Here is an 18,562-nt window from a genome sequence, read left to right on the forward strand (position 1 = left end):
GGCGCGAGTCGCGTCCCCAGGGACGGGCTCTGGTCGCTCATGTGAACCCCATGACTTTCATCTTCGCTCCGCCCGTGGACGGATGCCCCGCACAGGGCAAACTCAAGATAGAGAACAGGGGGACCCCGCGTGGCGGAATTGCAGAACTAGCCCACCCTGATTGTCTAGACAGCCTATGGGACGAGCCCGTTTGGGGGCCAGTGCGCCGATCGGCGTTCGGAGCCGACTTCGGCTCAGGTCAGGGACCATACGCCCGGGGCGCCCTTGCTCATCAATCCGTCCTTGATCATCGCCTGCCGGGCCCGCCGTGCGGCATACCTCCACCGCAGCTCGCCCTCAGGCGTGAGCTGGCGGTCGCCGTCGAGCAGCTCCTCGGCAAGCCGCGACTCGAGCGCGGTGAAGACATCGTCGGTGTCCAGCTCGCCGCCGGCCGCCTCGAGCACGCCGATGATGTGGGGCGTGAAGTCCTCGGGCGGTGTCCACTTCCGCGGGGCCCGACGCGTGGGTACGGCGGGTGCCGCGGCCTTCGCAGCGCGGGGAGTGCTCACGCGGGGTGCCCTGACCGGGGCCGGCGGCGGCGGGGGTGCGGGCGGCATCCCGTGCACGCACGTCGACTTGGGTAGGTCACACAGGTCGCAGTAGTCGTCTGACATCGGTGCCAACGCTAGCCCACCTGCCTCATGCTCTGCGCGGTCGGAACTCGATGACGAGCGATCGCCGTCTGTGGACAACGTGCGTGGACAACAATCGTCGTGTGCGCGGACTCAGCTTCAACACAGCGATCTCGATCGTCGTGACGGCTGTGATCGTCACGATGGTGGTGCTGTTCCTTCCCTCGTCACCGATGGAGTCCGTACGCCGCACGCTGGGCCTCGGCTCCGAGCGCGGGCTGCCCGCCCGGCCGGTCGAGGACCCGGGCGGCATCTTCGCGTTCGCGATGACGCAGCCGGGCAGCGCCGAGCCCGTCGGCTGGGACCCGTGTCGGCCGGTCCGCTGCCGGGTCAATCCGGCCAACGGGCCGGACGGTGGTGCGGACCTGATCGCTCGCGCCGTCGAGCGTGTGTCCGCCGCGACCGGGCTCACCTTCGAGGACGAGGGGGCCACGGACGAGCGGCCGTTCAGGGCCCAGTTCGTGCCGCTCGGCACGGACCGACCGGTGGTCATCGGGTGGGGCTCGCCGGCCGAGTTCCCGGAGCTCGCGGGAGACATCGCCGGCATCGGCGGTGGCGCTGCCGAGGAGGGAGTCCTCGGGCGCCGCTACTACGTGACCGGTGCCGTGGCCCTCGACACGGATGTCTTCACCACGCTCGAGATCGCGAGGCGGCCGCAGACCATGGAGGCGATCGTGCTGCACGAGCTCGCGCACGTCGTGGGGCTCGATCACGTCAACGAGCCGACCGAGCTGATGGCCAACACGAACAATGGGCAGATCGACTTCGGTCCCGGCGATCGCGAGGGGTTGGCCCGAGTGGGCGCGCTTCCCTGCGCGTAGTTGTCCACAGATTGCGAAACCGGGGTTCCGCGCGTGCTCCGTCGGCGGAACCATCGAGGCATGTCCTTCTCGGGAGGCATCCGCCTCGATCCCATACGCATCGCGACCAGCGGCGACGCCATCGAGGCCCGGGCCGCCGACATGGCGTCCCGTCGGGCCGTCGTCGAGGAGACGGTCGAGGCGCTGCTGGCGACGTGGCGCGGCGCCGCGGCCCTGCGCTTCGGTGAGCTCTGGTCGGAGTGGCGCGACCACGCCGACGCGGTGATCGACGGACTGGGCGGGAGCGTCGAGTCGTTGCGCGGGGCACGCGACCTCCTGTGCAGCACGGACTCCGGCGCCGGCGCCTCGCAGGATCGACTCCGCGGACGGCTCGGATGACCGACTACACGGTGGACGTCGACGAGCTCGCCTCCGTGGTGGCCGCGATGGCTTCGTGCCAGCGTGACCTCGCCGACCCGGCTGCCGACGTCGAGGGTGAGACGCGCGGTCTGCACGAGACCCGGGCCGGGCTGGCCAGCGACGCTCACGCGGTCTCCCACTCACGCTGGCGCGGCGACTTCATCGAGATGACGACCGCCCTCTCCGGCATTCGTGCCGTGGCAGACCTCGCGCGCGCCAACTACACCGCCGCGGTCGACGCCAACGTCGCGATGTGGGAGCAGCTGAGATGAGGATCCACATCGAGTCCGGCGGCATCACCGGCGCCCGGGACGCGTGTCGGACCGCCAACCAGATCTCGGCGATGCTGTGCGACTCGCTGGCGAGCAAGCTGTCCGGTTTCTCCGGAATGGCGGGCGACGACTCGACGAGCGCGGAGTTCGCTGCGAGCTACGACTCCGGAGCGCACTCGGCCCCGGAGACCCTGACCGAGCTGACGCACGCGTTCATCGGGCTCGGTCGCCTCCCCGGGCTCGACCGGCGACAACCACCGCTCGGCCGAGGAGGCTTCGGCGTCGGTCAGTGCGTTCAGCCCGACCTCCTTCGCCGACGACGACTTCGTCCGAGTCGCGCCCTCACCGCCTCCGAGCAGCCCGGGCGCCAACCCGCCTCAGCTGGGCGTCGTGGAGACCTTCATCCTCGACCGGGTCGAGGGCTTCGTGTGGCCCGGCGCCGACGTCGGCCTGCTGCTCGAAGCCGCGTCGACCTGGCGCCGTACGGCCGAATCGGTGGGCAACCTCGACCGCTACTGCGACCTCGCAGTCACCTTCCTCGAACGACAGGTCTCCCCCGAGATCCCGCTCGCGATCGCCGCGCTCGACGAGCTCCGTGGGCTCATCCGTGACACCGCGGACGAGCTCGCCGCGATGGGCACGTCGTGCGAGGAGTACGCCGAAGCCGTCCGCGCGACCCATCAGCGCACGCTCGACCTGCTGGCCGAGATCGGGCGGATGGTCGTCGAAGGCGCGGCCATCTCGCTGATCGTCGGCGGCCTCACCGGCGGCCTCGGTGCCGGCGCGGCGGGCACCGCCGCCGTCGCCCGGATCGCCGCCCGGGCGCCGCGGTTCCATGCCCTGCTGACGACGCTGCGGGTCACGGTCACGGCCTCCGCTACCCGGATCCGGGTCGCCCGCGAGGGGCTCGACGTCGCGCGGGCTCGGTTCCAGACCTTCGCTCGCGCGAGGGTGCGGAGCGAGCGTGGGGCGATCAAGCTGCCGGGCGGCGGGGCGCGAAGCGGCCGGCAGTTCCAAGGAAGTCCGAAGCACGGATCATCGCCTCACGGGCGCGCATCGGCTGGTCCGATGGATGGGCAGGCAGCGCTTGACCGGAGTGTCGCCATCAGCCCCGCCACAACTACCCGACGGGTCAGCTTCGATGCCGACCACGACCAGTTCGTCGTATTCGACGAAACCACTCGAGGTGTCTTCCACGGACACGTCCGAGAGTGGAGCGAGCTGACTCCATCCATGCAGACAGCGTTGAAACGATCCGGGATAGTAGATCGCAAGGGACGGCCCGTCGAGTGAGGACAACCATGATCTACCAGGAACCAGAGCCGGCAACCCCGGACGCGTTGGAGTCCGCGCTCACCGCCGGCGACATGGAATCGGCGTGCGCCTCCTTGATCGCCCTTGCGTTGACCCACGACGACCCTGCGTTGGTGGAACGACTGGCAACAGAGCTGTTGGTGCACACCAGCGACGAGGTCGCCGGGGCAGCCGCAACATCATTGGGACATCTCGCCCGGATTCATCGCTCCCTCGTCGACGAAGCTCTCGTTCGCGATCGCCCGGCTCAAGCAGCACAACGCACAAGCATCCGCGGCCGGGTCCTCGATGCACTCGATGACCTGTCGATGTTCACATCGGCGGAATCCTGACCCGGGCTTGCTCGACTGAGCAACGAATGAGAGAAGCTTCGATGCAGCCTGAGAGCAAGGACTTCCCTTGAACCTCGCTCGCCTCGCACCTGCGTGGAGTTCCAGGGACCCGTCGCCAACCGGTCACCTCGACACCCTTCCCAGCGCCGCCGCGTTGCGACATGCTCCCGGGCATGAACCGTCATCTCGGGACGGGTCGGGCCGTCGCGCTCGCCGTCATCAGCGCCCTGATCGTCGTCCTCGCCCCGGCCGCACCACCCGCGCTGGCCGCGACACCCCTCACGGTCACCCGGGCGATCAGCCAGCAGAACGGCTCGACGCAGACGGTCCGCGGCTACGTCGTCGGCCAGCCCACCGCGACCAACACGGTCGTGAAGTCGAGCTTCCCCAGCGACTACGCCCTCGCGATCGCCGACTCCGCCAGCCAGTCGAGCACGTCGCAGATGCTCTACGTGCAGATCCCGTCGGCGTACCGCAGCGCGTGGGGTCTGAAGACCAACCCCGGCCTGATGGGCAAGCAGATCGACGTGACGGGCGCGTTGGCGAGCTACTTCTCGCACCCCGGCATGACCGGCACGTCGGCATTCGCGTTCTCCGGTGGCGGCACCGAGCCTCCACCGCCGGGCGGCACGAGCCCGTGGGACAGCACCTACTACGCGCCAGCGATCGGCAAGAGCGGTACGGCGCTGCGCACATCACTGCACGACATCATCGACGCTCACACCAAGCTGTCCTACGACCGTGTGTGGACAGCGCTGAAGGACACAGACCAGGGACCCGAACAACACGGCGAACGTCATCGAGCTCTACACCGGCCGCTCGATCTCGAAGAGCAGCAACGGCGGCAGCCTCGGTCAGTGGAACCGTGAACACGTCTGGGCGCAGAGCCGCGGCGGCTTCACGACGACTGCCGGTCCCGGCACCGACCTGCACCACATCCGGCCCGAGGACGTGGCCGTCAACTCCACCCGCGGCAACAAGGACTTCGACCTCGGTGGGTCCGCGGTGTCGGGGGTGCTCGGACTGCTGGACCGACGCCGACTCCTTCGAGCCGCGCGACGCGGTGAAGGGTGACGTGGCGCGGATGCTGCTCTACATGGCGATCCGCTACGAGGGCGGCGACGGCTTCAACAACCTCGAGATGAGCAGCACCGTCGGCACGTCCTCGACCCTGATCGGCGACCTCGAGGTCCTGCTGGCCCGGAACTCCGAGGACCCGGTGTCGACCTTCGAGATGCGCCGCAACGACCGCATCCACTCGACGTGGCAGGGCAACCGCAACCCGTTCATCGACCACCCGGAGTGGGCCGACGCGATCTGGTGACCTCGGTCAGGTCGGTGCAGGCAGCACGTGGGCGTCCGAACCCGGATAGACGAGTCCCTCATGTCCGTCGCTCCACCGCACGACGTACGGCGGAGCGCCGTCCTCCCCCCGGACCTCGATGATCTCGCCGTGACGAGACGGCGCATCGACCTTGTTGCTCTCGGCGACGAGGCTGTCGCCCACCTTGGCGCGCATGTCTCCACGATGCTCCGACCGCGCGCCAACCACAAGCGGTTGCGGCCATATCCCCAATTGGGCCGATGCGGGGAGGCGGCCTTCCGGGTCAGGCTGGCGATCACTCGAAACGAGCCGGGACCTCAGCCTCAGAGCGACGTCCCCGGCCCCCGTGATGGAGCAAGCCCGGGCTGCTCCATCCGCCTCTCGCATGCTCTTTCTCGAGAAAGTCAGGCACGCCATGAACAACCTTCTGAAACGACTCCTTGTCGTCTTGGTGGCAGCACTCTCGCTCGGGCTGGCGGCCGGCCCCGCCCTCGCTGCCAACGCGCACATCGTCAAGGGTCCCGATGTCGTGGTCAGCGGGAACAGCCTCGTCATCACGGCCTCCATCGCGGGCTCGGGCAACGTGCCCAGCGCGAACTTCTCCCTCACCGGAGATGTCACCGTGTTCGCCCAGTGCTACAACAAGGGCGGCAAGAACCCCGCCGCCGACAACAAGGAAGAGACCAACGACGTCGACCAGTCGGGCACCTTCCCGGTGCGCAACGGTCGGACGAACGTCTCGTTCACCGTCGCACCGCTGTCGACGCTGGACTGCCCCGGCGGCCAGCAGGTCGTCATCGAGTCGGTCAGCTACAACCTCGTCCTTGCGGGCGAAGGGATCAGCGTCCCGATCAGCGGCTGACAACCGTCGCCCCCGGCGTGGCCCCTGACTGACCGGCTCAGTCAGGGGTCACGGTCGAGACTCCGAGCCGTGTCGCGGCCTCGATCATCCTGCGGTCATAGGTGACGACCCGGTCGACCCCGAGCCGGATCGCGGCCGCCGGGTGCAACGCGTCGAGTGATCGAAGGCCAGCGCCGGGGAGGAGCCCGGCTTCGGCGAAGATCGAGGAAGGCAGCTCGAAGAGACTGACGGATGCGAGGAACTCAGGTGACGCCGATCTGCGACAAGCCCGGATCACGTTGCACCGCGCGTCTCAGCTCCGTCTCGACAAGCAGGCTCGCCACCGTGTCGGGACCCTCGTCATCGATCGCGCGAGCAAGCGCGTCGGACTCTGCCTCCTCCACCATCAGCTTCATCGCCGCCGACGTGTCGAGATACCACCGACTCACCGATCTCCCCGGAGATCCTCGAGCAGCGCCTCGGTGGTCGACTTGAGACGCACGCGCTCACGATCTGCCCAGCGCGTACGTCGAGTGGCGGGCCGGACGCAACGCATGTCCGTGCCGGCGGGGATCGGCGTCACGAGCGCGACCGGCACACCACGTCTCGTCACCGTGTAGCTCTCGCCCTGCTCGACGCCGCGGATGATCTCCGCGTTGTCATTGCGCAGTTCACGCTGGCTGATCGTCCTCACCTCTCGAATGTAGCACTGCGTAGCACTTCACGACCGGCACTCCTGTCGCTCAACCGTTCTACCTGCCCGCACCGACAACCGCCCGGACGAAGCAGGTTGTGCGCCATGCTCTTCCCATGAGCGAGCGCAACGTCCTCGGCGGCCAGCTGGAACCCTGCGGCACCGAACCGATGACCGGCTTCTACCGCGACGGCACCTGCACCGTCGGCCCGCAGGACGTCGGCCTGCACGCGATCTGCGCGGTGATGACCGAGGACTTCCTCGCCCACCAGCGCGAGGTCGGCAACGACCTGTCGACGCCCATCCCCGAGTGGGGGTTCCCGGGCCTCGCCCCCGGTGACCGCTGGTGCGTCGTCGCTGTCCGCTGGCTCCGGGCGTACGACGCCGGTCGCGCCGCCCCCGTCGTGCTTGCCGCGACCTCCGCGCGGGCGCTCGACGTGGTCCCGCTGGAGGTCCTGCGCGAGCACTCGGTCGACGTACCGCCAGATCTGTCCGAGCTGACCTGAGTCACTGGGACCTCTGGTCACGACGCCGCGACGGGTGTAGGCAAGGACCATGGCCGTCCTCGAAAGCGCCCAGCTGCTCGCGGAGCTCGAACCCACCGTCGCAGACAACCTCAACCGGCACATGGCCATCGCGGACGAGTGGATGCCCCATGAATACGTGCCCCGGAGCACGGGTCGCGACTTCGCCGACCCGGGCGGCGATCCGTGGGAGGTCGCCCAGTCACAGCTGTCCCCGATCGCGCGTACGGCGCTGGAGGTCAACCTGCTGACGGAGGACAACCTCCCCAGCTATCACCGAGAGATCGACCGCGCCTTCGGTCGCGACAGCGCGTGGGGCACTGGGTCAACCGCTGGACCGCGGAGGAGGGCCGGCACGCGTTCTGCATCCGCGACTACCTCCTCGTCACCCGCGGCGTCGATCCCGTCGAGCTCGAGCGGGCGCGGATGGAGACGATGGAGATCGGCTACGAGAGCCTCGACAAGTCGCTGCTCAACGTCTGCGCCTACGTCTCCTTCCGGGGAGCTCGCCACCCGGGTCTCGCACCGCAACACCGGGCGCTACACGGAGGAGCCCATCGCGGAGAAGCTGCTCCAGCGGGTCGCGAAGGACGAGAACCTGCACATGATCTTCTACCGCAACATCATCGCCGCGGCCCTCGAGCTCGCTCCCAGCCAGACGATGCGCGCGATCACCGACGAGGTCGTCGACTTCCAGATGCCGGGCAAGGTCATTCCCGGGTTCTCCCGCAAGGCAGTGCAGATGGCCAAGGCCGGAATCTACGACCTGCGCATCCACCACGACGACATCGTCACTCCGCTGCTGCGCCAGTGGGGCGTCTGGGAGCTCGAAGGCCTCGACGCCGAGGGCGAGAAGGCGCGCGACGAGCTCGCACAGGCAGTGTCCGCCCCGGACTCCGAGGCCGCCCGCTTCGTCGAGCGCCGCGCAGAAGCCGCCGCCAAGAAGGCCGCTCGCACGTCCTAGCGCGCGGGTGCGGGAGGTTTTCCGCACCCGGGAACCATTTCCGACCTCCGGTGCGACAGTGTTTGGCATGGAGGCCACTGCGCCGGACACCGGCGAGGCAACACACGACCGGGGGCGATTCCGCCCTGCTCGCGCGGGTGGCCGCGGGCGACATGGCGGCGCTGGAGGAGCTCTACCAGCGCCACTCCGCGTGGCTCCTCGCGCGGCTGATGCGGCGCTGCAACGACTCCGAGGTCGTCCTCGACGTCGTGCAGGACACCTTCGTGGCGCTCTGGAAGGACGCTGGCCGGTTCCGCGGCGACGGGGAGGTCGCCGCCCGGTTGTGGGGCATCGCCTTTCGCCGGATGGTGTCGCGGTTGCGGTCGCGCAAGGACGTCGTGCTCCTCCCCGAGTGGGAGACCGGAGCCCACGGCCGCACACCCGCGGCCGAGGACGAGGTCCTGCTCGGGGTCGAGTACGGCGACTCGGCCGAGGGCCTGCGCCGGCTCTCGCCCGAGTTCCGGTCGGTCGTCCGGGCGGTCGTGCTCGACGGGCTGACCACCAAGGAGGCCGGGCGGCTGCTCGGCGTCCGCGAGAACACCGTGAAGACCCGGGCTGCACCGGGCGAAGGCCCAGCTGCGGGGATCCCCGGCGGGACGACAGGAGGGATGGCGATGACGACGCACACCGGCACGCCGACCCGGCACTGCTGGCGGCCTATGTCGCCGGCGACCTCGACGCGATCGAGGGTGCGTCGGTCGAGCAGCACATGGGGCGCTGCTCCGCCTGCCGACAGGCGATCGCACCACTCGTCGATGCCCGCCTCCTCGCCCGGGGGTGGAGCGGCGTCCGCGCCACGGTCGAGGCGCCGGTGCTGCCGTTGCCGATCCGGCTGGCCCGGCGGTGCGGGGTCCCGGAGCCGACGGCGGTGCTGCTCGCGGCGACCGCTTCGTTGCGTACGGCCCGGCTGGTGGCCGCCTTCGTCGCGCTGGCCTTCGCCACGCTCGCCGTCGGTGTGGCCGGCAAGGAGATGCTGGCTCCCTTCCTGCTCGTGGCACCCCTCGTGCCGGTGATCGGTGTGGCCGCTGCCTATGGCCCTCAGCACGACCCGCTCGAGACGCTGGTCGTCACGGCGCCGTACGGCCGGACCCGACTGATCCCGGTCCGCACCATGGCAGTCCCGGCCTCGGTGCTGCCGCTCGCCGTGGTGCTCGGCCTGCTGCTCCCCGGCCCCAACTGGCTGGCGGCCGCGTGGCTCGGGCCCGCCCTTGCGCTGGTGCCGATCCTGTTGGCCCTCGCGAGCTTCGTGGGTCCGCGGACCGGTGTCGCGGTGGTCGTCCCGGCGTGGAGCGGCGTCGTCGTCTTCTCGCTGCGCGGCTTCCCGGCGACGTGGCCCGTCGAGGCGACCCAGCAGCTGATCTACCTGTCCCCGGCGGTCGTCTCCGCCGCCGTGCTCGCCGTGAAGTCTCGTCACGACCGACAGATCGGAGCAGTGCTGTGAACACCGTCGAGCTCACCGGGGTCACCAAGACCTACGGCCGCACCCGCGCCCTCGACGCGGTCGACCTGTCCTTCGACCGCGGGGTCACCGGTCTCCTCGGTCCCAACGGCGCCGGCAAGACCACGCTGCTGCGCATCGTCGCCACCTCCATCGCCGCCGACGGCGGGGACGTCCGGCTGCTCGGCCACGACCCGCACGGCTCGCACGCGGAGGTGACCGCCATCCGGCGTCAGCTCGGCTACCTGCCGCAGGAGCTGGGCTACCCGGGCGACATGAGCGCCTTCGGCTTCGTGGAATACGTCGCGGTCCTCAAGGAGTGGAACGACCGCCGCCGACGCCACGTGGAGGTACGCCGAGTCCTTGACCTCGTCGGGCTCGGCGACCCGGCCACGAAGCGGGTCTCGAAGCTGTCCGGCGGCCAACGGCGGCGAGTCGCGCTCGCGCAGGCACTGCTCGGCGATCCGCGGATCCCGGTGCTCGACGAGCCGACCACCGGCCTCGACCCGACCCAGCGCGCCGACCTGCGACGCACGCTGTCCGTCATCGCCGGCGGTTGCGCCGTACTCCTCTCCACGCACCAGACCGAGGACGTCGCCGCACTGTGCGAGCGCGTCGTCGTGCTGGCCGGGGGCACCGTCCGCTTCGACGGCACGGTCACCGACCTCGGTCGCGACCGCCGACGGCCGGGTCTGGAGCTGCGACGACCCGGGGCCCGACGCGCTGGTCAGCTGGCGCACCGGGACGGGTCGACACCACGTCGTCGGTGGCACGCCGCCACCGGGCGCCGTGCCTGCCGAGCCGACCCTCGAGGACGCCTATCTGCTGATGCTCGGCGCCGATGCCCGGGCCGCGCACGTCCCCGCATGACCCATCTCGCCCGAAGGAGTCACCATGACCGACAGCCTTGCCCTGCCCACGACCAGCACCGCCAGCCTCGGCAGCATGGCCGGGATCGAGGCACGCCGCCTCGCGCGCAGCCCGATCTTCCTCACCGGCGTGGTGCTCGCCTTCGGGGTGCTCACGCTGATGTATGTCCTCAACGACGACCCGGCGTTCGTCGACCTGCTCTCCATCCCGGTCGTCCCGGCGTTCTTCATCGGGCTGACCAGCCCGGTGACGACGGCACGCCTGACCCGGTCGACCGAGGCGGCCGTCGAGGCGGTCGGGACCGCCCCCGGCACCGAGGGTCGTCGGACCCCGGCGCTCGCGATCGCGTGCCCGGTGCCGTTCGCAGCCGGCCTGCTCTTCACCGCCTACGAGATCGTGCTGGCGTCGGTCGCGGGTGTGGCGGACCGGAGTGGTGGTTCGGCACGATGCCCGACTGGCAGGTCTGGAGCATCCTGCTCGCGCTGTCCGGCGTGAGCTGCCTCGGCGCGGCGCTCCCGGGCGTGCTGACCGGCCGCTGGCTCAGCTTCCCCGGAGCCGCGGCGGTGGTCGTGGTCGCCGTGGTGGCGATCAGCTTCGGTGGTGCGATGCCGTTGGCGTACGGCGAAGCCTCGGAGCTTCGCCTGTGGGTGCCGTGGGCGATGTGGCACTCGGGTTCGATGGAGGGCGGCGTCGCGGAGCTCTTCGCCGGCAACCCCGCCTTCTACCTCGGCTACGTCCTCGCGCTCTGCGCCGCCGCCGTCCTCGTCGCGGTGTGGCACGACCGGGCCGCGCGCACCCGCGGGCCTGCGGCTCGCGATCGCGGCGGTCGTGGTCGCCGGGCTGGCCTGTCTGGCGCTGGCGATGACCACCGGCAACGAGGACAACATCGTCTCCGACCCGATCCCCTTCAAGGTCGATGCATGAGTCAGCGCTGGTGGTACCTCCGTCGCGGCATCGCCCGGTCGGCGCGTGCTCGGCTGCGCCGTCGCGGCGGCGGTGCTCACCGGCGCCCCGGCCCGCTGGCCCTCTTCAGCGGGGGTGCTGCTGCCGACGGTGCTCGCCTGCTGGGCGGCGGCTGCGGCGTGCGTCTTCGACGAGCGGGCCACCGCGGTGGTGGCCGTGACTCCTCGTGGGGCCGCATGGCGGCGTACGGCGAGAGCGGCCGTCGCACTCGTCCCGCTCGCCGGGTGGAGCGCGATCGTGGGGACCCGACCGGGTGACCTGCCGCTGGAGCGCCCCGGCTGGTGGCTGGTGGGAGCCGCGACGATCGCGTTGACCGCCGGGCTGGCCGCGTGGGCCTCTCGGCGCGAGGTGGCCGCACCCAGCCGGGCACTCGCCGCGGTGGTCACCCTCGCGGTGATCAGCCCGGTCGTGGTGACCTCGTTCCCGGGTTGGGAATCGGTCTATCCGGTCGACGGATTCGGCCCGGGGGCCCGGACCTTCTGGTCGGTCGTCGCCGCCAGTGGCGTCGTCGCGTGGCTGGTCGCGATGCGTCCGGGGATCCGGGCCTGACCTACAGATGCTCTCGAGCTATTGGCGGTTGACCCGGTGTCGGCAGCCGCTCCCGGGTGGCGGTCGGTCGGTGGGGGTGACGTCGGTGGTGCCGTCGTGGTCGCGGAGGAATTGTTGTCCGTGGGGGTCGGACCAGAGCCAGTGCCTGTCTCGAGTGGTGTGTAGCGCCACCCGGCGTGGGTCTTGAGCTGGTGGTGGTGCCGGCACAGTGGGGCGATGTTGCAGTCGCACGACGCACCACCGGCGGTGGGGTCGTGGTGGTCGAACGGGACGATGTGGTCGTGGTCGCAGGCCCGGGCGGGTTTGGTGCACCGTGGGAACACGCAGGTGCGGGCGATCAGGTCGGCGCGGAGGAGGGTGCGGGTCTTGATCTGGTGCACGGATGTCTGGTCGTGGCCGTTGAGGTCGAGCACCGGCTGGACGGTGAGGTGGGTGTCGGTGCGTGAGCACCAGTCCCGGACCAGTTGGTCGAGGACCGCCCGGTCGCGGGTGGTGTTGCAGGGCCACGGGGTCGAGGCCGAGCAGGTTGGCGTCGGTGATGTGCAGCACCAGCTCGGTCTTCTTCGAGGGTGTCGGTGCGTCGTCGCCGGTGAGGAGGGCGTGGGCGGCGGCGGGGTCGGCGAGGATCCCGATCGCCCGGGCCCGGCGGACGTCGAGAGACTCGACCGGTAGGCCGAGTCGTTGATTCTGGGTGGCAAGGGCGGCCGCGACCCGGGACACGGTGACGTCGAAGTCGTAGAGGTCTTTCCAGTCCGCACGGATGGCCATGTCGGCGATCCCGGTGTGGTTGATCGAGGCCTCGTCGAGCCGCACGAACCGGCGGTCGAGGGCTTCGACCTGTTCGGCCTCGCGTTGCTCGGGGTAGAGCCGCAGCATCGCCTCGTCGATCTTCTTCTCCAGCGCGGTGAGTCCGATCTTGTGCGCGATCGGCGCGACCCGGACGTCGAGGTCGTCGGACACGTCGCGGGGGCGGCCGGCGATGGAGCGGGCGATCATCCGCGCCCGCGACGGGTCGACCTCACCGGTCAGGACCCGGGCCCACACCAAGGGCAGCCGGTGCCGCACGACCGGGGGCGTCGCGGATCAGGAACGACGCGGCGTTGGTGGTGCGACCGATCGCGGCCCCGAACGCGGCCGGGGCGTCCCACCGCACCGCCGGGATGAACGGGTCGTCGAACCCGTCCGGGTCGCCGACACAACCGTTGGCGCAGCCGCCGCCGAAGTCCTCACCGGGCATGCCTTCGGTGGGGCAGCCGTGGATGCACGCGCCGCTGCGTTTCGTGGCGTCCGGGTCGGGGTGCGCATCGGCCCACTCGGCCGCCATGACGAACACCCGCGTCTGCGCCGACCGCAACAGTGCGGTGGTCTCCCGGAGCTCCGCGATCATCGCGGTGGGAGTGACGGTGTCGGTTGCCATGGTCCATTGTCTCTCGAACATCTGTTCGAGTCAAGGGATTTCGGGCCCCGGTTTCAGACCCTCCCGGCCGTCCTGAGCCTCGCTCCCGCACTCGGGAGCGAGCCATGGGCTCCGGTGCCCACCGGGCATCGAGGACCCCGGGATCCACCTTGCGTCAGCTCGGTTCGGCGAAGAGCTCGCCCATCCTCGTGACGGCCTCGGCCCTCGTCATGGTCCGCACTTCGCGCTCGGGGACACCCGAGGTCGAGCAGCGCGGCGACGACGCCCGCCGGGATCGACTCGCGAGGCGGTGGTGGCTCCTCGCCTCGACGAGGTGGAATCGCGTCGCGGACACAGTCCCAGAACTCCGCTTCCTGAACCTCGAGCTGATGCTTCAGGATGTGCCCCCAGAGCTTGGGGCCGTAGCCGTCTCGCTTGCTCACCGGGTGACTGATGCGCGTGTACAGGATGCGACCGTCCGGGAGGGCGAGCTCGTAACGAACGTGGTCGCCTTGAGCGTTCATGTAGCGGTCTTGCGCTCCTCCCAACCTTCGGTCACACAGAACTGCTGGTGGTCCGTGCGCGTGGGAGCCGGGTGCTTCACTCGTCGCGCAGCCACGACTTCAGCTCGTCGTCCGACGACAGCTCGACGAGCTGCACCGGGCTCCAGCTGTCGCGATGGTTGGGTGCGGTGCGCAATCGGTCCACCCATGCCTCGGCATAGTCGCGAAGCGCATCGACGGCAGCGTCCATGACCTCATCCACGCTGTCCCCAGTGGCGGCGACCGGAACTCCGGTGAGGAACAAGCTCCACCCGCCCGCTTCCGAGGCCAGCTCCGCCCGCGCCGGCCGAACGCCGCGCAGGAAGTGGGCCAGCCGGTCCGCGTCCACCGCCGCAACTCGCGACCTGTCCCGCGTCACCGAAACGGGTCGACCCTCGACTGCCGCGTCCAGGACCTCCTTCAGGTGCTCGCGCGCAGAGCTCATGCTCGGGAAGTGTGCGGTGGCCATGGTTTCAATGTACATCGTGTACACGCTGGCTTCAGGCCGCATCCGCCAGCTGGTGCGCCAACCGACGACACACCTCGTCGGCCGGGGCGGCGAGAACCCGGGACAGGCGCATGACCTCCCGCGAGTCGGAAGCGACCAGCAGCGGAGCCAGCGCCTCGACCGTGCCGGGCTCGAGGACAGCGGCGGCCACCAACGGCGCGAGCGTCCGAGGCGCCTCGTGGCACCCGTCGCACGTGCAGTCGCTGTCGCCCTCCCCTTCGACGTCGATCTCGCCGGCGAGGGCGGCCAGCACGAGGGCGGCGTCGTACTCCCCGACCGTTGCCACCGGTGCCGATCTGGTCGGAGCTCAGGTCTGGGTCGGGCGGCTGGACCAGCTGTCGACGCACTCTCTGGGGCAGGTCGCACAGGAGATCGAACTCGTGGAGTCTCGCCACGAGCTGACCCATGAGCTGGCCGGACTCGCCTCGACAGCCGTCGGCGACGGCGTCCAGCCACCTGCTCGGATCCTCGGCCACCCGCCCGGCCACGTCGGGGAGGCACGCACAACGGCGCACTCTCGAAGACCGCGACCCCGTCCGACTCGACGAGCCGCCCGATCACGCACTCGCCGTCCGCGAGCATGGCCGCCGCTCCGATGTTGACCGTCTCGACGACCGCCCTCGTTGACAGGTCGAGCCACAGGATTCGGTCCGCCTCTTCCATGAAGAGCTCGAAGCCACCCATCGGCGCGGAGACCCAGCGCTCGACCCCGACCGCCCCTCTGAGCAACACCTTCCCGGCCCGGGTCTTGATGAAGTCAGCGAGGCCGCCGTACTCGTGCAGCACGAGCTGCCGGTGGACCCAGTCGTGGTCCATGACCTTCAGCTGCGCATCCGTGTCGTCGACGCCCCACAAGGTGCTGCGCCCGCCGCGGGTGGCGACCGCCACCTCCGGGGCGCGATTCGGATTTCCCGGTGTGGCCTGCGCGGCCTGCGCCACGACCCACCCGGCCCACACCCATGCCGGTGCCGCCTCGTCGAGGTCGACAAGCTGCTTGAGCCGGCGGATCCGCCACGGCCGCCACCACGGGCGACCGTCCGGGCCGTTCGGCATGTCTTCGATGAGGCGCAGCGCCTCGACGGCGTCGCCCCGGGCTTCGGCTGCGTCGACCTCGAGCATGCGTGTGAGCCACGGTGCGAGGTGATGTGAACTGGGCATGGCTCCAGTCCAACCGGAAAGGACAACGGCCACCAGACCCCTCGGACGATCTGTGGATAAAGCCCCGGCCGAGGACCGTTTACACCGACCGGTGACAGGCCTAGTGTCCCGAGATCAGCACCTTCACCCCGGGAGGACGTCACCGCCATGTCGACAGACCAGTCGCTCGAACGCCGCACCATCCTCAAGACCGCCGCTGCCGCCTCGCTGGCCGGTCCCTTCGCTGGCCTCGTGGCCGCCGGCCCGGCCTCGGCCAAGCCCACCACCCCGACGGTCGCACTCTTCCCCGTGCCCGACGAGCGCGACGGCGTCATACGCCTGCACGTGCCGGAGGGCTTCCGCTACCGCTCGTTCCACGACACCACGTCGCCGGTGGTGCTCACCGACGGCACCACGCTGCCCGGCCGGCACGACGGCATGGGCGCCTTCCCCGGCCCCGACGGGACGGTGCTGCTGGTGCGCAACCACGAGGTCAACAACCCGGTGCCGGCGGCGTTCGGTCCCGGCACGCCCTACGACTCGCGCGCCGGCGGCGGCACCACGACGATCCGGGTGACGCCCCGCGGGGAGGTGATCCGCTCCTTCACCAGCCTCAACGGCACGATGATGAACTGCTCGGGCGGCGAGATGCCCCGGGGCTCTCGGGTCACCTGCGAGGAGACGATCAACGGCCCGGACGTCGGGCCCGACTTCACCGGCACGTCCAACGTCCCGCTCACCAAGCCCCACGGCTTCGTCTTCGAGGTGCCGGCCAGCGCTTTCCCGGGCGAGGGACAGTCGTCGCGCCAGCCGATCCGGTCGGCCGGGCGCTTCGCGCACGAGGCGGTGTCCTACGACCCGGAGAGCGGCTACCTCTACCTCACCGAGGACGACTTCGGATTCGCCTCCGGCTTCTACCGCTACCAGCCGCCGACCGACCCGATGGTCGTCGGCCGGCTCGAGGACGGCGGAACGCTGGAGATGCTCAAGATCGTCGGGGTCGACAACGCACATCTCGAAGCGGCGCAGGTGCAGGGTGCGACGTACCAGACCGAATGGGTGCCGATCGCCGACCCGGCGCCCGACTTCCCCTACACGCCGGGCGAGACCGCGCCCACCACCAACAACACCGCGATCACCCACGTCGCTCGGCAGGGCTGGGCCCGGGGCGCGGCCTACTTCTCACGGCTCGAGGGCCGGGTGTCCCGCGCCGGCGTCGTCTACTTCACCTCGACGCAGGGCGGCGGTGCGGCCGAGACGGGCAACGAGAACCCCGCCGGCTACGGGCGCGGATCGGGCCGTGTGGGCCTACGAAACGGCGTCCGGCACGCTCCGCTGCGCCTTCCAGTCCTCTGGCCCGCTGGTGCTCGACCTGCCGGACAACATCACCACGTCGCCCCGCGGCACGCTCGTCGTCTGCGAGGACAACACCGACAACAACTACATCCGCGGCCTGTCCGGGGAGGGCAAGCTCTTCAACATCGCCCTGAACCCGACCAACGACGAGTTCGCCGGATCGACCTTCAGCCGGGGCGGACGGACGCTCTTCGTGAACATCCAAGCCAGTCGCGGACGCACCTTCGCCATCTGGGGACCTTGGCACGAGATCGGGGTCTGAGCAGCTCAGCGCGGCCGGTGCCGGTCGAAGGCCACCACCTGCTGGAACGTCGGTCGGTTCTGCCAGTCGATCGGCCGCACCCCGACGGCGCCGGAGGTCGAGTGCCGGATCGCGTCGATCGACTTGTCGTAGGTCAGGTCCGCAACCTTCGACACACCCTGAGCAGCGAGCACTCGCGCCAGCGCGGCACGCAGCGACGTACGCAACGTCTTGCGGCACTTGGCCGAGCTGCCGCGACCGCAGTAGTCGAACGCCGGGTCCGCCTTGACCGTGGAGTCGTCGAGCAGCGTGCGGAGGTCCTTGTTGAGGTAGCTGTAGTAGGGCACGTCCATCCACGACGAGCCCGTGCCGACCCGCGGGTGGTCGTCGAGGATGCCGGGGATGTCGCTGGCCGGGCCGCCGAGGCGGCCGGCCATCACGTCGTACGCCACGGAGTGATCGCCGTCCTGCCACCGGTGTCGAAGAGGGCGATCGCCTGCTGGTGGGCGTAGGCGCCGTCGCGGTCGCGGTCGACCCGTGGGGCACCGGCCCGGACCCAGCGCTTCAGTGCCGTGCGGGCTTCGGTCGTACGGCGATCCCTGCCGATCGCCTTCAGCAGCCATGGCAGGACTGACGTGGCGCGTGTGTCCTGCGTCGCGGCGTCGGCCATGATCCCGACGGCGCGCGTCAACGACACCGTGCGCGATCCACGGATGTCGCGGCGGATCTTCTCCTCGAGGGCGTCGGAGCGGTGCACCGAGCCCCACGCCCAGATGTTGTCGGGCGCCGCCCACTTCGGGGACTGGCGGTTGTTCCAGCTGACGAAGTAGCCGCGCTCCGGGTTGACCTCGCGCACGTGCGCCTTGAAGCCGAGCCAGCCCTGCCAGTCATGGCGGCGATCGCCCCAGCGCGGGAAGTCGAACGCCGTGCCCTTCGCGCGTCGCGGCAGGAGCCCGGAGGCGAAGTAGGCGATGTCGCGGTTGTCGGCGTAGAACCAGTTGAACGTGTAGTCGATGCCGTGCGCCGCCTTCTGGAAGGTCTTCGCGTCCTTGACGTAGTCGGGGTTGTTGAGCCGAGCGAAGCCGATCGCCGAGTCGACCTCGCGGCCGTAGGTGCTGCGCTCAGAGACGATCGCGACGGGCACCCCGTCGACCGTGGTCCGCTCTCGGACGATGCCGTGCCGCGTGCGCAGGACGAGGAACGTGTAGGTCGTCGGCGCACCCTGCCAGCCCGCGCTCGGGAGCGCGGTCTCGCTCGGGGTGTTCCTCGTCATCGGCACGCAGCTGCCGTCGACGAGGTATCCCTCGGAGTCGACCGTCGCCTTGCTGCCGTCGACGTTGCACAGGCGCTCGGCGACGGTGTCGACG

At 70.2% G+C, this 18,562-nt stretch carries 28 protein-coding genes and 4 pseudogenes; 21 read left to right on the forward strand and 11 right to left on the reverse strand.

All coding sequences use genetic code 11. The features are described 5' to 3' along the window. Window positions 1-233 precede the first annotated feature (233 nt). The gene (locus LP418_RS06890) at window positions 234-653 is read right to left on the reverse strand and encodes a hypothetical protein (RefSeq protein WP_257955761.1); all 420 of its coding nucleotides are present in this window, start codon (window positions 651-653) and stop codon (window positions 234-236) included. Window positions 654-754: 101 nt separating this feature from the next. Between LP418_RS06890 and LP418_RS06895 the strand changes: the two genes are divergently transcribed. The 10 genes and pseudogenes from LP418_RS06895 to LP418_RS06940 all read left to right on the forward strand — a co-directional run bounded on the left by LP418_RS06895 (window position 755) and on the right by LP418_RS06940 (window position 5,133). Beyond that, window positions 755-1,492: a matrixin family metalloprotease gene (locus tag LP418_RS06895; RefSeq protein ID WP_257955762.1), complete on the forward strand. Its 738-nt coding sequence runs from the start codon at window positions 755-757 to the stop codon at window positions 1,490-1,492. 60 nt (window positions 1,493-1,552) lie between these two features. Continuing rightward, window positions 1,553-1,870, forward strand: a complete 318-nt coding sequence (locus LP418_RS06900; protein WP_257955763.1) for a WXG100 family type VII secretion target — start codon at window positions 1,553-1,555, stop codon at window positions 1,868-1,870. Next, window positions 1,867-2,163, forward strand: coding sequence for a WXG100 family type VII secretion target (locus tag LP418_RS06905; RefSeq protein WP_257955764.1), 297 nt, complete (start codon window positions 1,867-1,869; stop codon window positions 2,161-2,163). The genes LP418_RS06900 and LP418_RS06905 overlap by 4 nt, the downstream gene beginning before the upstream one ends. Next, complete coding sequence (locus tag LP418_RS06910) at window positions 2,160-2,774, forward strand: hypothetical protein (protein WP_257955765.1); 615 nt, start codon at window positions 2,160-2,162, stop codon at window positions 2,772-2,774. Before LP418_RS06905 ends, LP418_RS06910 begins: the two co-directional genes overlap by 4 nt. Further along, the gene (locus LP418_RS06915; RefSeq protein WP_257955766.1) at window positions 2,659-3,456 is read left to right on the forward strand and encodes a hypothetical protein; all 798 of its coding nucleotides are present in this window, start codon (window positions 2,659-2,661) and stop codon (window positions 3,454-3,456) included. The genes LP418_RS06910 and LP418_RS06915 overlap by 116 nt, the downstream gene beginning before the upstream one ends. A gap of 47 nt (window positions 3,457-3,503) precedes the next feature. Then, window positions 3,504-3,809 carry a hypothetical protein gene (locus LP418_RS06920; protein WP_257955767.1) on the forward strand — a complete coding sequence of 102 codons (306 nt, stop codon included), beginning with the start codon at window positions 3,504-3,506 and terminating at the stop codon, window positions 3,807-3,809. Window positions 3,810-3,970: 161 nt separating this feature from the next. Then, a complete protein-coding gene (locus tag LP418_RS06925; protein WP_257955768.1) occupies window positions 3,971-4,678 on the forward strand; it encodes a DUF6359 domain-containing protein in 708 nt (235 codons plus the stop codon). Next, a pseudogene (locus LP418_RS06930) lies at window positions 4,632-4,739 on the forward strand (hypothetical protein); the annotation flags it as partial. The gene LP418_RS06925 and the pseudogene LP418_RS06930, both read left to right, overlap by 47 nt. Window positions 4,740-4,760: 21 nt before the next feature. Continuing rightward, the gene (locus LP418_RS06935; protein WP_257955769.1) at window positions 4,761-4,883 is read left to right on the forward strand and encodes a hypothetical protein; all 123 of its coding nucleotides are present in this window, start codon (window positions 4,761-4,763) and stop codon (window positions 4,881-4,883) included. Further along, entirely contained in the window at window positions 4,873-5,133 is a 261-nt protein-coding gene (locus tag LP418_RS06940; RefSeq protein WP_257955770.1) for an endonuclease, read from the forward strand. The genes LP418_RS06935 and LP418_RS06940 overlap by 11 nt, the downstream gene beginning before the upstream one ends. A gap of 6 nt (window positions 5,134-5,139) precedes the next feature. Here LP418_RS06940 and LP418_RS06945 read toward each other — a convergent pair whose 3' ends face one another. Beyond that, a complete protein-coding gene (locus LP418_RS06945) occupies window positions 5,140-5,328 on the reverse strand; it encodes a DUF1918 domain-containing protein (protein ID WP_257955771.1) in 189 nt (62 codons plus the stop codon). 220 nt (window positions 5,329-5,548) lie between these two features. Between LP418_RS06945 and LP418_RS06950 the strand changes: the two genes are divergently transcribed. Continuing rightward, complete coding sequence (locus LP418_RS06950; RefSeq protein WP_257955772.1) at window positions 5,549-5,995, forward strand: hypothetical protein; 447 nt, start codon at window positions 5,549-5,551, stop codon at window positions 5,993-5,995. 37 nt (window positions 5,996-6,032) lie between these two features. Here the strand turns inward: LP418_RS06950 and LP418_RS06955 are convergent, their stop codons facing one another. Genes LP418_RS06955 through LP418_RS06965 form a run of 3 tightly spaced genes read right to left on the reverse strand, consistent with a single transcriptional unit; the run spans window position 6,033 to window position 6,668 of the window. Continuing rightward, window positions 6,033-6,272 carry a PIN domain-containing protein gene (locus tag LP418_RS06955; protein ID WP_257955773.1) on the reverse strand — a complete coding sequence of 80 codons (240 nt, stop codon included), beginning with the start codon at window positions 6,270-6,272 and terminating at the stop codon, window positions 6,033-6,035. Continuing rightward, window positions 6,238-6,390 carry a hypothetical protein gene (locus tag LP418_RS06960; protein WP_257955774.1) on the reverse strand — a complete coding sequence of 51 codons (153 nt, stop codon included), beginning with the start codon at window positions 6,388-6,390 and terminating at the stop codon, window positions 6,238-6,240. The genes LP418_RS06955 and LP418_RS06960 overlap by 35 nt, the downstream gene beginning before the upstream one ends. A gap of 29 nt (window positions 6,391-6,419) precedes the next feature. Beyond that, window positions 6,420-6,668 (reverse strand): type II toxin-antitoxin system Phd/YefM family antitoxin, encoded by a 249-nt coding sequence (locus LP418_RS06965; RefSeq protein WP_257955775.1) that lies wholly within the window; start codon window positions 6,666-6,668, stop codon window positions 6,420-6,422. A gap of 116 nt (window positions 6,669-6,784) precedes the next feature. Here LP418_RS06965 and LP418_RS06970 point away from each other — a divergent pair, with 116 nt between their 5' ends. The 7 genes and pseudogenes from LP418_RS06970 to LP418_RS06995 all read left to right on the forward strand — a co-directional run bounded on the left by LP418_RS06970 (window position 6,785) and on the right by LP418_RS06995 (window position 12,015). Further along, entirely contained in the window at window positions 6,785-7,174 is a 390-nt protein-coding gene (locus tag LP418_RS06970; RefSeq protein WP_257955776.1) for a DUF2237 family protein, read from the forward strand. A 121-nt stretch (window positions 7,175-7,295) separates the two neighbouring features. Continuing rightward, window positions 7,296-7,633 (forward strand): annotated as a pseudogene (locus LP418_RS06975) (acyl-ACP desaturase); the annotation flags it as partial. Beyond that, the gene (locus tag LP418_RS06980; RefSeq protein WP_257956926.1) at window positions 7,593-8,156 is read left to right on the forward strand and encodes an acyl-ACP desaturase; all 564 of its coding nucleotides are present in this window, start codon (window positions 7,593-7,595) and stop codon (window positions 8,154-8,156) included. The pseudogene LP418_RS06975 and the gene LP418_RS06980, both read left to right, overlap by 41 nt. Before the next feature lie 209 nt (window positions 8,157-8,365). Further along, a pseudogene (locus LP418_RS32710) lies at window positions 8,366-8,695 on the forward strand (RNA polymerase sigma factor); the annotation flags it as partial. A 149-nt stretch (window positions 8,696-8,844) separates the two neighbouring features. After that, entirely contained in the window at window positions 8,845-9,636 is a 792-nt protein-coding gene (locus LP418_RS32715; RefSeq protein WP_442940236.1) for a zf-HC2 domain-containing protein, read from the forward strand. Further along, a complete protein-coding gene (locus LP418_RS06990; RefSeq protein WP_257955778.1) occupies window positions 9,633-11,723 on the forward strand; it encodes an ABC transporter ATP-binding protein in 2,091 nt (696 codons plus the stop codon). The genes LP418_RS32715 and LP418_RS06990 overlap by 4 nt, the downstream gene beginning before the upstream one ends. Further along, complete coding sequence (locus LP418_RS06995; protein ID WP_257955779.1) at window positions 11,704-12,015, forward strand: hypothetical protein; 312 nt, start codon at window positions 11,704-11,706, stop codon at window positions 12,013-12,015. Before LP418_RS06990 ends, LP418_RS06995 begins: the two co-directional genes overlap by 20 nt. An 18-nt stretch (window positions 12,016-12,033) precedes the next feature. Here LP418_RS06995 and LP418_RS07000 read toward each other — a convergent pair whose 3' ends face one another. The 5 genes from LP418_RS07000 to LP418_RS07020 form a co-directional block, all read right to left on the reverse strand. Then, entirely contained in the window at window positions 12,034-13,059 is a 1,026-nt protein-coding gene (locus tag LP418_RS07000; RefSeq protein WP_257955780.1) for a hypothetical protein, read from the reverse strand. After that, window positions 13,034-13,432 (reverse strand): hypothetical protein, encoded by a 399-nt coding sequence (locus tag LP418_RS07005; protein WP_257955781.1) that lies wholly within the window; start codon window positions 13,430-13,432, stop codon window positions 13,034-13,036. The genes LP418_RS07000 and LP418_RS07005 overlap by 26 nt, the downstream gene beginning before the upstream one ends. Before the next feature lie 53 nt (window positions 13,433-13,485). After that, window positions 13,486-13,854, reverse strand: coding sequence for a hypothetical protein (locus LP418_RS07010; RefSeq protein WP_257955782.1), 369 nt, complete (start codon window positions 13,852-13,854; stop codon window positions 13,486-13,488). Between the two features lie 157 nt (window positions 13,855-14,011). After that, window positions 14,012-14,437 (reverse strand): hypothetical protein, encoded by a 426-nt coding sequence (locus LP418_RS07015; RefSeq protein WP_336276026.1) that lies wholly within the window; start codon window positions 14,435-14,437, stop codon window positions 14,012-14,014. 16 nt (window positions 14,438-14,453) lie between these two features. Then, window positions 14,454-14,747 (reverse strand): hypothetical protein, encoded by a 294-nt coding sequence (locus tag LP418_RS07020; protein ID WP_257955784.1) that lies wholly within the window; start codon window positions 14,745-14,747, stop codon window positions 14,454-14,456. 521 nt (window positions 14,748-15,268) lie between these two features. Between LP418_RS07020 and LP418_RS07025 the strand changes: the two genes are divergently transcribed. The 3 genes and pseudogenes from LP418_RS07025 (at window position 15,269) to LP418_RS32725 (ending at window position 17,216) form a co-directional block, all read left to right on the forward strand. Next, a complete protein-coding gene (locus LP418_RS07025) occupies window positions 15,269-15,610 on the forward strand; it encodes a hypothetical protein (protein WP_257955785.1) in 342 nt (113 codons plus the stop codon). A 156-nt stretch (window positions 15,611-15,766) separates the two neighbouring features. Continuing rightward, a pseudogene (locus tag LP418_RS32720) lies at window positions 15,767-16,813 on the forward strand (alkaline phosphatase PhoX); the annotation flags it as partial. A 148-nt stretch (window positions 16,814-16,961) separates the two neighbouring features. Beyond that, the gene (locus LP418_RS32725) at window positions 16,962-17,216 is read left to right on the forward strand and encodes an alkaline phosphatase PhoX (protein WP_442940237.1); all 255 of its coding nucleotides are present in this window, start codon (window positions 16,962-16,964) and stop codon (window positions 17,214-17,216) included. A gap of 415 nt (window positions 17,217-17,631) precedes the next feature. On the opposite strand, the gene LP418_RS07035 is transcribed toward LP418_RS32725, so the two are convergent. After that, window positions 17,632-18,540 carry a penicillin acylase family protein gene (locus LP418_RS07035; protein WP_257956927.1) on the reverse strand — a complete coding sequence of 303 codons (909 nt, stop codon included), beginning with the start codon at window positions 18,538-18,540 and terminating at the stop codon, window positions 17,632-17,634. Between the last annotated feature and the right edge of the window lie 22 nt (window positions 18,541-18,562).

Source organism: Nocardioides sp. B-3 (assembly GCF_024703895.1).
Lineage (GTDB): Bacteria > Actinomycetota > Actinomycetes > Propionibacteriales > Nocardioidaceae > Nocardioides.

Coding starts and splice junctions, on each gene's coding strand:
- LP418_RS06890 (WP_257955761.1), bottom strand. CDS start 653: ATGTCAGACGACTACTGCGACCTGTGTGACCTACCCAAGTCGACGTGC.
- LP418_RS06945 (WP_257955771.1), bottom strand. CDS start 5,328: ATGCGCGCCAAGGTGGGCGACAGCCTCGTCGCCGAGAGCAACAAGGTC.
- LP418_RS06910 (WP_257955765.1), top strand. CDS start 2,160: ATGAGGATCCACATCGAGTCCGGCGGCATCACCGGCGCCCGGGACGCG.
- LP418_RS07015 (WP_336276026.1), bottom strand. CDS start 14,437: ATGTACATTGAAACCATGGCCACCGCACACTTCCCGAGCATGAGCTCT.
- LP418_RS06925 (WP_257955768.1), top strand. CDS start 3,971: ATGCTCCCGGGCATGAACCGTCATCTCGGGACGGGTCGGGCCGTCGCG.
- LP418_RS06970 (WP_257955776.1), top strand. CDS start 6,785: ATGAGCGAGCGCAACGTCCTCGGCGGCCAGCTGGAACCCTGCGGCACC.
- LP418_RS06905 (WP_257955764.1), top strand. CDS start 1,867: ATGACCGACTACACGGTGGACGTCGACGAGCTCGCCTCCGTGGTGGCC.
- LP418_RS06960 (WP_257955774.1), bottom strand. CDS start 6,390: ATGAAGCTGATGGTGGAGGAGGCAGAGTCCGACGCGCTTGCTCGCGCG.
- LP418_RS06900 (WP_257955763.1), top strand. CDS start 1,553: ATGTCCTTCTCGGGAGGCATCCGCCTCGATCCCATACGCATCGCGACC.
- LP418_RS06950 (WP_257955772.1), top strand. CDS start 5,549: ATGAACAACCTTCTGAAACGACTCCTTGTCGTCTTGGTGGCAGCACTC.
- LP418_RS07005 (WP_257955781.1), bottom strand. CDS start 13,432: ATGGCAACCGACACCGTCACTCCCACCGCGATGATCGCGGAGCTCCGG.